This is a genomic window from Verrucomicrobiota bacterium (assembly GCA_016871495.1).
In the GTDB taxonomy this organism is placed as follows: domain Bacteria; phylum Verrucomicrobiota; class Verrucomicrobiia; order Limisphaerales; family VHDF01; genus VHDF01.
This window is the reverse complement of sequence record VHDF01000030.1, coordinates 41761-52793: the sequence shown is the minus strand read 5'-3', so window position 1 is coordinate 52793 and position 11033 is coordinate 41761. Positions and strand designations below refer to the sequence as shown.

14 protein-coding genes are annotated in these 11033 nt (G+C 59.8%); 4 read left to right on the top strand and 10 right to left on the bottom strand.

Going from position 1 to position 11033, the window contains the following annotated elements; translation table 11 throughout:
- Positions 1 to 212: 212 nt before the first annotated feature.
- From FJ404_08885 to FJ404_08845, 9 genes are all read right to left on the bottom strand, one after another.
- The gene (locus FJ404_08885) at positions 213 to 746 is read right to left on the bottom strand and encodes a transcriptional repressor (GenBank protein MBM3822983.1); all 534 of its coding nucleotides are present in this window, start codon (positions 744 to 746) and stop codon (positions 213 to 215) included.
- Positions 724 to 1530 carry a metal ABC transporter permease gene (locus tag FJ404_08880; GenBank protein MBM3822982.1) on the bottom strand — a complete coding sequence of 269 codons (807 nt, stop codon included), beginning with the start codon at positions 1528 to 1530 and terminating at the stop codon, positions 724 to 726. The genes FJ404_08885 and FJ404_08880 overlap by 23 nt, the downstream gene beginning before the upstream one ends.
- Before the next feature lie 11 nt (positions 1531 to 1541).
- A complete protein-coding gene (locus tag FJ404_08875) occupies positions 1542 to 2345 on the bottom strand; it encodes a metal ABC transporter ATP-binding protein (protein ID MBM3822981.1) in 804 nt (267 codons plus the stop codon).
- On the bottom strand, positions 2342 to 3313 hold the full coding sequence (locus tag FJ404_08870) for a hypothetical protein (protein ID MBM3822980.1): 972 nt from the start codon (positions 3311 to 3313) through the stop codon (positions 2342 to 2344). The genes FJ404_08875 and FJ404_08870 overlap by 4 nt, the downstream gene beginning before the upstream one ends.
- A gap of 73 nt (positions 3314 to 3386) precedes the next feature.
- Entirely contained in the window at positions 3387 to 3644 is a 258-nt protein-coding gene (gene rpsR, locus FJ404_08865) for a 30S ribosomal protein S18 (GenBank protein ID MBM3822979.1), read from the bottom strand.
- A gap of 6 nt (positions 3645 to 3650) precedes the next feature.
- Entirely contained in the window at positions 3651 to 3818 is a 168-nt protein-coding gene (gene rpmG / locus FJ404_08860) for a 50S ribosomal protein L33 (GenBank protein ID MBM3822978.1), read from the bottom strand.
- Positions 3819 to 3842: 24 nt separating this feature from the next.
- On the bottom strand, positions 3843 to 4433 hold the full coding sequence (locus FJ404_08855) for a transcriptional regulator (protein MBM3822977.1): 591 nt from the start codon (positions 4431 to 4433) through the stop codon (positions 3843 to 3845).
- Between the two features lie 311 nt (positions 4434 to 4744).
- Positions 4745 to 5071 (bottom strand): peroxiredoxin family protein, encoded by a 327-nt coding sequence (locus tag FJ404_08850; GenBank protein MBM3822976.1) that lies wholly within the window; start codon positions 5069 to 5071, stop codon positions 4745 to 4747.
- A gap of 18 nt (positions 5072 to 5089) precedes the next feature.
- Positions 5090 to 5305, bottom strand: a complete 216-nt coding sequence (locus FJ404_08845) for a redoxin domain-containing protein (protein MBM3822975.1) — start codon at positions 5303 to 5305, stop codon at positions 5090 to 5092.
- Positions 5306 to 5816: 511 nt separating this feature from the next.
- Here FJ404_08845 and FJ404_08840 point away from each other — a divergent pair.
- A complete protein-coding gene (locus FJ404_08840) occupies positions 5817 to 6614 on the top strand; it encodes a prepilin-type N-terminal cleavage/methylation domain-containing protein (GenBank protein MBM3822974.1) in 798 nt (265 codons plus the stop codon).
- 11 nt (positions 6615 to 6625) lie between these two features.
- Entirely contained in the window at positions 6626 to 7117 is a 492-nt protein-coding gene (locus tag FJ404_08835; GenBank protein ID MBM3822973.1) for a hypothetical protein, read from the top strand.
- Between the two features lie 467 nt (positions 7118 to 7584).
- Here the strand turns inward: FJ404_08835 and grpE are convergent, their stop codons facing one another.
- On the bottom strand, positions 7585 to 8466 hold the full coding sequence (grpE, locus tag FJ404_08830) for a nucleotide exchange factor GrpE (protein ID MBM3822972.1): 882 nt from the start codon (positions 8464 to 8466) through the stop codon (positions 7585 to 7587).
- A 186-nt stretch (positions 8467 to 8652) separates the two neighbouring features.
- On the opposite strand from grpE, the gene dnaK reads away from it, so the two are divergent.
- Both dnaK and FJ404_08820 read left to right on the top strand, forming a co-directional pair.
- Complete coding sequence (gene dnaK / locus FJ404_08825) at positions 8653 to 10602, top strand: molecular chaperone DnaK (protein ID MBM3822971.1); 1950 nt, start codon at positions 8653 to 8655, stop codon at positions 10600 to 10602.
- 137 nt (positions 10603 to 10739) lie between these two features.
- Positions 10740 to 11033 carry a co-chaperone GroES gene (locus FJ404_08820; GenBank protein ID MBM3822970.1) on the top strand — a complete coding sequence of 98 codons (294 nt, stop codon included), beginning with the start codon at positions 10740 to 10742 and terminating at the stop codon, positions 11031 to 11033.

Here is an 11033-nt window from a genome sequence, read left to right as displayed (position 1 = left end):
TCGGGGAGCTTCAGCGAGCGATAGACGCGCGAAGTGGCCAAGAGCCCCGCATGAGACGAAGCGGTCTCGTCGAGCGGCTTGGGATCGATGGCGAACGGCGACTTGGCTTGGACGGGCAAGCGAGCTGGCATGCGAAATAAATACATGATGTATATAACATTGCAAGAGAACAATTCACATCTGATGCGTCCTGAAGCGGTTTTTTTGAATCGCTACCGAATTACCCGTGGATCAGGGAGGTTCCGGCAGCGTGGACAGGTTCCGAAGAATTCCAGAGTGTGAGTGACTTCGGAGAAGCCATGTTTGGAGGCAATTCCTGATTCCAGCTCCGACGGAAAACAGGTTTCGACTTCAACGATCAAGAAACAGCGTCGGCAGACAAGATGGTGATGGTGTCCGCGTCCCCCTTCCTCGGTCATTTCGTAGCGGGCCACGCCGTCACCGAAATCGAATTTCTTGACCAGTGCCATCTCCTGCAGCAGGTGCATGGACCGGTAAACCGTGGCGAGATCCACGCTCTCATGTGAAACGGAGTCGTGAATTTCTTTGATCGTCATGGGATGACGATGGCGGCGCAGCAATTCAAGCACGGCTTTGCGAGGGCCCGTGACCCGGCGAGAGGTCTTCCTCAATTGGCCCGCCAGGGCGTTCATGTCTCCGGTCGGCTGAGGATGGCAATGGCATTTCATATCGTGGTCCGTCGTTCGACGGGTGGATTCGTTTTCAGGCGGAGCTCCGGACGACATTCCGGGCGGGCAGGGAAACAAGGAAAAGAGCCACGCAAGTCATCACAATGCTTGGGCCGCACGGCAGATCAAACTGGTAAGAAAGCGTGGTGCCTCCGACTCCGCCTGCCAGGCCAGCCCCAACCGCGAGCAAGAGATGCTGGCGCAGATTGCGGCTCACGTTGCGTGCCGCCGCGGCTGGAATGACGAGCAAGGACGTCACGAGCACGATGCCGAGCAAACGGATGCTCATGGTGACGGCCAGCGTCATCAGAGCCGTGAACCCCCAATTCAAGCGGCTGACCGATATGCCCGCCACGTGCGCCAGCTCCTCGTGGGCGGTCAGCAGGGCGAGCGGGCTGAGCTGGCGCCACAACCAGAGGAATGTCCCCGCACCCAGAGCGCCGGCCAGCCACAAATCGCGGCTGTCGATCATCAGGATGTCACCAAAAAGGTAGCGATGGAGGTCGCCAACATAAGTTTTTTGACGCGTGATGAGGAGGATGCCCGCCGCCATCGAGCCTGACATCAGGATGGCCATGATGGTGTCGGTCAGGAGCGCGGTTCTCTGTTTCAGCCACAGGATGGCTCCGGCGATCCCGAGACTGAAGGCCAACATGGGCAAAGTGGGGTCGGTGAGTCCAAAAAACAGGCCGACGGCAATCCCGGTGAGGGCGCCATGGGAGACGGTGTCGCTAAAAAAGGACATGCGCCGGGCCATGACGAAAACCCCCAGTCCCCCGCACAGGGGGCCGAGCAACACGGCGGCCAGCAGGGCACGTCTCATGAAGGGCTCTTCAAACATGGGCTAATACTTCAACGCTCGCCTCCTCGGTGAGGCAGGTGTGGATGGTCATGCGGATGTCCGTGATGATGATGATGATGGTAGGGGGCCACATGGATGCCGTAGGCGGCTTTCAGTGACTCGGCGTTCATGACCTCCTCCGGAGTCCCTTCGCAACAAACGACTCCGTTCAGCGCGACGACCCGCGAGGCATGCCGGTAAACCATGGATAAATCGTGGGAGACGAGCAAGGCGGTGATCTTGCGACGCGACTGAACTTCGCCGATCATTTCATAGAACGATTGCTCCCCGGGTGTGTCCACCCCGGCGGTGGGCTCATCGAAGACGACCAGTTCGGGATCATTCAAGAGACTGAATGCGATGAGCACCCGCTGCAACTGCCCTCCGGAGAGCCGTGCCACCGGGCGGTCGAGCAGGGACCTCAAATCGAACTCGCTGATCCAACGCTCCAGCGCGTGGTCTGTGGTCGATTTGCGCTGCACGAACCAAGTGCGGGTGTCTTGCCGTTTCAACGCCAAAAACTCCCGCACGCTGAGCACAAAACTTGGTTCCAAATTCAGCCGCTGCGGCACGTAACCCACTCGCCGCAATACCGGCGGGGTGGGGGGGCATCCCCAGAGTCTGATCTCTCCCGCCTGGACGCCCTGCAACCTGAGCAAACACCTGAGCAGTGTGGTCTTCCCGGACCCGTTGGGTCCGATCAAAGCGACCAGTTCTCCCTCGTTCACCTCGAAATCCACTCCGCGCAAGACCTCCTGCCCGCCGAGGGAAACGCGGAGTCCGCGGATGGAGACGACTGGGAGGCCACGGCTCATCGGAGAAACCGCGCGAGTGTGCGCGCATTGAGAAGCATGGCCCGGTCGTAGTGTCTCGGATCCAGCTCGCCGGTTTCGAGGGTGTCGAGGGAAGCCGTTTCGACACCCAGATCCCGGGCGAGCCTCTGCGCGTGCGCGGGATTGAATTGCGGCTCGGTGAAGACCACACGAATCTTTTCCTCGCGCATGCGCTTGGCCAGTCGAGCCAGGGTGCGGGGAGTAGGGCTGGCATCGGCCTGCGGCTGGACGACGTCGGCGGACTGGAGCTGGAACCGTTTAAAGAAATACGGAAAAGCATCATGATAGGTGACCACTTTCCGAATGCGAACCTCTTTCAAGGCGGACTCGATCTGTTGGTGGAGCGTTTCCAGTTCGGCCTCGCCCGCGCGGGCTTGTTTGCGGAAGGCGTCCGCTTGTTCCGGGAACGTCTGGACCAAGGCGCGTTCGATGTTCCTGACCGCATGCCGGGCGAGCACGGGGTCGAGCCAGATGTGGGGGTTGAAACCGGCGGAGGCATGCTCATGGCCTTCGCCCGGCGCGTGTCCGTGTCTGTCATCGCCGGTGATCAACTCGGCGGAAAGTCCGGCCGCGCATTCGACGATGACCGGGGAAGTGCGGCTGCCCCTCATGGCCCGGTATTTCTCGGCCCATCCTTCGAGACCGAGTCCGAGCAGAACCACGAGCCGTGCCTCTTCAAGTTTTCGGAGCTCGCTGGGGGTCAGTTGGTGTCCGTGAGGACCTGTTTCGGTCCCGCCCACCACCTCGATTCGAGCGAGCGGGCCGGCGGCTTTGACCGCCAGGCAGTAGGCGGGATAGGATCCGGCTACGATCAAGGGGGGGCGGTTCGTGTCCCCGGATGCTTGCGCTTGAACCGGAAGGATTCCGGTGGCTCCGAAGCTGACCTGCCCGATCGCGGCAAGCCAGATCCAGACGAACCTCCGGAGCCATGGGTCTTTGCTGCAATTCATTTGCACGAAGCTGGCATGCAAAACCCCAATCCGCAACGGCGGATTGGGGTGGCAAGGACTTTGCAGCCGCGAACTACTTCATGAGCAGCATTTCTCGGGCGCGCTTGATGGACTGGTTCAAGCGGCGCTGATAATGGGCGGGCAGCCCCGTGTATTTGCGGGGCAGAATGCGGCCGCGATCGGTCACGAATTGTCGCAGCAGGGTGACGTTCTTGAAATCAAGGGCGTCGAAGGTGAAATCGATCTTGGGCTTGGGCCTGGGGGTGCGGGTTTCGTGGCTTCTCCCGCCGCGGCCTTTGCTGTCTTTCTCTTTTTGATTTTTGCGTGGCATAAACGATCACTTGATTTCCCGATGAAGCGTGTGCCGCTTGAGGTCCGGGTTGTACTTCCGGATCTCGATCTTTTCCGTTTTCAGCTTTTTGTTGCGGGAAGTTTGGTAGCGGGAGGGGGATTTGCCCTCTTTGCGCGCTTCCGTGCATTCGATGGTGACGATCTCGCGAGGCATAAAAAATTCAAGTTCTGCGGAAAGTTATTCTTTCTCCTTGGCGGGTTTTTCCTCGGCCTCTTCCTCTTCGGTTTCCACCGCGCCAACAGTGTCCACCGTTCCCAATGTGCCTAATTTGCGCTGACGCAGGGCGCCGTCCCGTTCGAGTTGCGCTTGAGCCTCCACCGTGAAACGAGTCCACGGAATGGCGTCGAGCCTGGCTTTGGGGATGGGTTTGCCGGTGAGTTCACAGATCCCGTAAGCGTTTTTTTCGATGCGTTTCAGAGCTTCTTCAATCTCGTAGATCGCATCCTGGTCCGAGGAAAGCAGGCTGAGGGCGAAGTCCCGGTCAAAGTTGTCGGTGCCGGAATCGGCCATATGGAGGCTGTAGGTCGACATCTCCTCGGCGGATTCTTTGGCCAAGCCACTCATTTGATTGGCCAGGCGCTCCCGCAAATCGAGCAAGTTCTTGTAGTATTTGACCCATTCGTGCCGGATGTGCGGAGGGACCCCGTTGTTGGCCGCCACCACCGACGCGGCGCCCAAGATCGAGGCGGAAGTCGCCGAACCGACCGACTTGGATTTGTGCGCCGGATGAGGCGCGCGTTTCTTGACGGATGTCTTTTTCGTCGTCACAACTTGCTTTGTTTTAAGGCCGTGAACAAAGGGCTCACCATGCGAGGAAATTTCCCGAAGGACTTCGTTGCGCCTGGCAAAGGCGGAGGAACCTATCAGGAGAAATCGAAAAAGCCACAAAAAAGATTGTCAAAATTCGAGAGCTTTTTGCGCTCAGAACAGTCTCGACGAAGACCTTCGATGGGCGGGTCGCATCCCTGGCCGGTTGGCGGTCCAATCAGCCTCGTGGCAGGTGTTTAGGCGGTGCGTCTGGACAGGACGGCAACGGAGCCGTTTTCGGCAATCGACGGAGGGTGTGGGCGGGAGCCTCTCTATCGAGCTGCTTTCAAGGCTTCGGCGAGAACGGTTGGGGGGTGGCGATCGCTGTAACTCTCCATGAAAAACTTGGATCGGACCACTCCTTTTCGATCCACGATGAACGTGCCGGGATGAGGAATGCCGCGGGTGCGTCCTTCGGCTTCCTCGTTGCGAATGCGATAGGCGTCGATGGTTTTGCTGCCGGGATCGGACAGAAGGGGGAAAGCAATGCCACGCCGTTGGGCGAATTTTTGCAGAACTTCCACGGCATCAAAACTGATCCCGGCGACCTGGCCCCCTGACGCTTCGATTGTTTTCGCCGCTTGTTGCAGTTGAACCAACTGCTTCTGGCAGTGGGGTCACCAATCCGCCGAACGAAAGAAGACCAGGGCGACCGGGCCTTTCTTGAGCATTTCTGCCAAACTCACCGTTTTTCCGGATTGGTCCAGCAATCGGAAATCCGGCGCTGGCTGTCCGACGGACAGACCCACTTCGCGACTCCCCGCCCCTGGGGCGGCCTGGAGGGGGGCGCTCCACAGCAGCACCCATGTCAGCAAGGAAACCAGACTTTTCATCGAATGCTTCGTAGCCATCGGTAGGTGTTCGGATGCTGCAGGTGCCCCGCGCAGTGAACTCAAAATGGTGGACGCAACGCCGCTCGCTTGGCAAGAGGTATTCCCCTCTCCCAATCCACGGAGGTGCGTCCGCACGTTGTCGGGGCGCGCCGTTCACGGCGCTTCCGCTCGCGCCCATCGGCCGCGGCGATTCTCTCACGCTCCATGGCCCGCCCTGGGTGAATGCCTTCGCCCTGGCAGCACCCTTGCGGATGCAAACAGGCTTGCGGTCGGCTCGATGAGAATCAGGATGATCGACCGTTTGCCTGGAACTCCAGGAGAGCGAGGCATTCTCCATCCATCCTTGTGATCCGTGGTTGCCCCAGAAAAGGCTCGGCCGATATTCGTGGAACCGGGCTCTCCCTGATTCCAGGATAAGCAATGCCGGACGACGGATTTCGCTCCGCACAGCTTGCTTGATGACCGTCGAAGGCGCATGGTTCCGACCGCACCGCAACGCGAATCTCAAGTTATGAAAACACTCCTCCGTGAGAAAGATTCGTCTTTGCCTCCTGGCTTTACGTTGATCGAGTTGCTGGTGGTGATTGCGATCATCGCGCTGATTGCCTCCATGCTGCTCCCGGCGTTGAGCAAGGCGAAGGCGCGCGCCCAAGCCACCTTTTGCGCCAACCACATGCGGCAACTGGCTCTCGCCACCCAGCTCTACGCGGGGGATCACGACGAGTGGTATCCGCCGATCCAGGCCAGGATTCCCTCCGGGGAAACCACTTGGCGGCCTTTTCTCTATCCCTACGCGGGGAGGACCGCCCGGGTGTTTGATTGTCCATCGGAGAAGGAGGAAGTGTATGCCAGCGCGCGGCGGGCGGGACAAAAGACGGGGCCGGGGAACGATGCGTTGCTGGGCCAGTTCCAGGATGCGGAGATCGATATTCCCAGCGGCATCGGCGCGGTCAACGTGCATTGGGTGGCGGGTGGGGCGCCGCCGCCCTTCGGACGCCCGCGGGAGTACGAGAACAATGTGTGCCGCAGCTCCGCCATTGAATCCTCCTCGCGGGTGATCCTGTTCGGTGACGGTCATAGCGATGTGAATGGAGTTTGGCCGCGGGATCGCTGGTGGATTTGGAAGGAGCTCGGGGACGCCAATGCGCCGGGATTTAACCGGGTGGCTCAGGGGGACAAGGGATCCGTGCGACATGCGCGGAAGGCGAATTATGCCTTTGCCGACGGTCACACCGACCGGTTGGATTCGGGGAGGATTCCGTGTCATACGAATGAATGCTGGTGGTCAGTGAAGGCGGATCCTCACTGATGCCTCGGGTTATGAATCGCGTTCAATGGGTGAAACTTGCGGGCTCCCTTTTGATGCTGGGAGTTGCCGGTTTCTTTCTGATGCGGTTTTGGCGGGAAGATTCCGGTGTGAGCGAAAAAGCGTTCTTCTACGATCTCAGCGAGAAGAAGCTCTTTGTGGCAGAGCGCGGGCTTGTGCCGCCTATTCGGGGCATGAACGACACCACGGAGGACGGGGTGCGTGCCGTCGTGATCTCGACCAACGGACGACCGGAGGATCCCGCCTCCCGCAGGATCGCTTATCTCGAGAAATACTCTCCTGAATTAAAACGGCAAATGGAGGAAGCGAAAGCTCGCGGTGGATCGCCCGAGATGGGGCGTACAGCCGCCCAAGGCCACCGATGGGTCAAGCGCGTGGATGATGCCCAATGGGTGTCGCTCCTGACTCCGGAGGGAGAACGGCTGGTGAGCGAGTGGGCGGTGCCTGGCCCGGATGGTCTTTCACCCGTGGTCTGCACGCCCTAACCCGCATCTTTCACCCTCGACGGGGTTGGGAAACGTTCCCCATCGAGTTGCAGCAATGCGGGTTAGATTGAAACGCGCCCCCGTGCATCCGGAAGTTGTCTGTGGTGTGGCGCAGGCTGCCAAGCCTGCCGTATCGCCGACGGCCCGTCGGCGCTGCGGGTGAAGAACGAGGCCCTTCCATGCTCTCCACGCGCCGGGTTTCCTTCGTCGCCCCGCAGGCTGGGCAGCCTGCGTGACCACGACAACCCGGTCACCGACAACCTCTGGATGCGCCGACCGCGCCCCCCCGTTCAACAAACGGATGCCATCCTCACTGCACACCCCGTTGGAAGAAGTTCTTCCTCGGACCACGCCTCAAGGATCCGTTTTCGTGCCACCAGGGCGCGGTTTCCCCAGCCCGGAAATTCCCAGTCGCCAAACAAGGACGAAATCTTCGGGCTCAGGACGCGGGGAAACCGAATCTTCGTTCAGGCCGTTGGGCCGGGCTCGGAGGAATCTGAAGTTGGAGTGGGGGTGAGCGTGACCACGGCGCGTCGAAGCAGCTGGCCTTGGAAGGTGTAGCCCGGCCCCATCGTTTCGAGGATGATCGATCCCGGGGCAGGTTCCGGTCCGCCTTCCACGGGCTGGTGACCACGGGCGTCGAAGTTTTCTCCGGGTTGCGCCTCGAACATCACCAAACCGATCCGTCGGGCCGCGTCCTGGCAGGCGGCGCGGAAATTTCCGATTTGAGTGGCGAGCTCAGGTTGCTGCGAGCGGCGAGCGGCGGCATGAAGCGCGTAGACGTGATCCAGGGTCCGGACACAGACTTGAAGCCAGTCGCCTTCGCTCCGCTTCAGTTTCTCGATCTCCAGTCGCAGTTGGGCTCTCTCCTGATCCTGCGTCGATTGCAGAAATTGGCCGAACGCTTTGGCTTCCACGGACATTTTGTCCGAGATTTCGCGGCAGGACTGGATGATTTGCTTCGAGGATTCCTGGGCGAGCTGCCAGTTTGAGGAGGCGGATTGGATGGAGTTTTGGATTTCTGTGAGCCGGTCGAGACGACCGAGGGCGGTGAGGAGTGCCTCGTGTTTTTCCTGAGTTTGGAGGGATTTATAGTGGATCAGGTAGGGCGACACACTGAGGAAAGCTCCTGCGGCCACCGCCAGGACGCAGGCGGCGGCGTGGACGGGGCCAAAATGCGGTCGTCCGTGGTAGGCCACCCAGAAGGCGACGGCGAGGAGTGCAGCGTCAGCCAACCAGAAGGGCCAGCGCGGCAAATCGGGGATGGAAGGATTTTGGGCTTCGGTCATGAGGCCGTCATCATTTCTTGGAAGGGTGGATTGGACCAGTCGAAAGGGGCGGAGAAGCATCGGAAAACAGGGCCGCGTGGTGTGAGGTGTGTGCCATCCGAATTGACACACATGCGACACGTTGACTCGTTTCGAATGTGTGATGGTTGAGTAGATATTAATGCAAGTGTTTGATTAAAAGCATGTTGAGATGGTTGAGATAGTTCGGCACTTTCCTTGCTGGGGTGGAGGTGAGCGATTCAATATATGGCAAAAGTCATTGGCATTGATCTTGGAACGACGAACTCCTGTATGGCGGTGATGGAGGGGGGCGAGCCTTTGGTTTTGGAGAATTCCGAAGGCAAGCGGACGACACCGTCGGTGGTGGCATTCGCGAAATCGGGTGAGCGGCTCGTGGGTGACGCGGCCAAGCGTCAGGCGGTGACGAACCCGCGGAACACGGTTTATTCGATCAAGCGTTTCATGGGGCGCAAGTACGAGGAGGTTCAGGAAGAGATCAAGCGGGTGCCGTACAAGGTGGTGCGGGCCGCGAATGGGGATGCCGCGGTGGAAGTGGAGGCCGAGGGTAAGGTCAAGATTTACAGCCCCCCCGAGATTTCAGCCATGATTCTGGCCAAGCTGAAGGCGGATGCGGAGCTGCGTTTGGGGGAGACGATCACCCAGGCTGTCATCACTGTGCCGGCATATTTCAACGATTCGCAGCGCCAGGCGACCAAAGACGCGGGGAAGATTGCGGGTTTGGAAGTGTTGCGCATCATCAACGAGCCGACGGCGGCTTCGCTGGCCTACGGGCTCGACAAGAAGAAGGACGAAAAAATCGCGGTTTACGATTTGGGAGGGGGGACGTTTGACATCTCGGTGCTGGAGATCGGGGACGGGGTGTTCGAGGTGAAGGCGACCAACGGCGACACGCATTTGGGCGGCGATGATTGGGACAACAAGATCATCGATTGGATTCTGGACGAGTTTAAGCGTGAGCACGGAATGGATCTGCGCAAGCAGGCCGACGCGCTGCAGCGCATCAAGGAAGAAGCTGAGAAGGCGAAAATCGCTCTATCCAGCTCGCAGCAGTACGACATCAATTTGCCGTTTATCACGGCGGATGCGAGCGGCCCGAAGCACATCAGTCTGAAGCTGAGCCGATCCAAGATGGAGCAATTGTGCGACGATTTGTTCGAGCGCACGATGTTGCCCACGCGGAACTGTTTGAAGGACGCCGAGCTGCCGGCGGAGAAGATCGACGAGTTGGTGCTGGTGGGGGGCATGACCCGCATGCCGCGGGTGGTGGAGACGGCGCGGGCGCTGGTGAGCAAGCAGCCCCATCAGGGCGTGAATCCCGACGAAGTCGTGGCGGTCGGCGCGGCGATCCAGGGTGGAGTGCTGAAGGGTGACGTGAAGGACGTATTGTTGCTTGACGTCACGCCCCTTTCGCTGGGCATCGAGACTTTGGGGGGAGTGTTCACGCGGCTCATTGAGCGCAACACAACGGTGCCGACCCGTAAATCGGAAATCTTCTCCACGGCCTCCGACAGTCAGCCCGGGGTGGAGATTCACGTGTTGCAGGGCGAGCGGCAGTTCGCCCGGGACAACAAGACCATTGGAAAATTCCAGCTCACGGACATTCCGCCGGCGCCACGGGGAGTGCCGCAGATCGAGGTCACGTTTGACATCGATGCGAACGGCATCCTGAACGTGAACGCTAAAGATTTGGGCACGGGGAAGCAGCAGAAGATCACCATTACGGCCTCGAGCGGGCTTTCCAAGGACGAGGTGGAGCGCATGCGCAAGGACGCCGAGTCCCACGCGGACGACGACAAGCGCCGCCGCGAGGAAGTGGAGGCTCGGAACGAGGCGGACAATGCGGTTTACCGCACGGAGAAAATGCTCAAGGAAAGCGGCGACAAAATTCCAGGGCAGGACAAGGCCAAGATCGAGAAGGCGGCGGCGGCGGTCCAAGAGGCTTTGAAGAGCGGCGATGCGCAGGCCATTCGCACGGCGTCGGAGCAATTGAACGCCGCATGGCAGTCCGTGTCGGCGGAACTTTACAAGCAGGCCTCAGCCAGTCAGGGGGCGGGCGGCGATGGGGCGGACAAGCCTCCCGGCGAAGCTGCGGGCGAAAGCGTCGGCGGCCCATCCGGTCGCAAGAACGACGGCCCGATTATCGACGCGGAAGTGGTGGATGACCCGAAAAAGTGATTTCGAACCTGGGGAGTGAGACGGCCGGCGGAAACATCCCCCGTCCGGCCAAACTCCGTTTTCCCGCGGCGGGTGCCGCGGGCGATGAACAGGTCCAAAGCAGCAAAGCAGTAAGAACCAAAGCGAAGCATACAACTATGGCACTGAACCTGAAACCGCTCGGCGACCGTGTTCTGGTCGAACCCGTCGAGGAGAAGGAAGTGAAAAAGGGCGGTATCATTATTCCTGATTCCGCCAAGGAAAAACCCACCGAGGGCTTGGTCCGCGCCTTGGGCACGGGCAAGACCGATGATAACGGGAAGAAAATTCCGTTTGAAGTCAAGGTTGGCGACCGAGTGCTGGTGAGCAAGTATGGTGGAACGGAAGTGAAGCTCGACGGCAAGGAGTACAAGCTCCTGAATTCGGACGACATCCTGGCGATTGTGGACTAA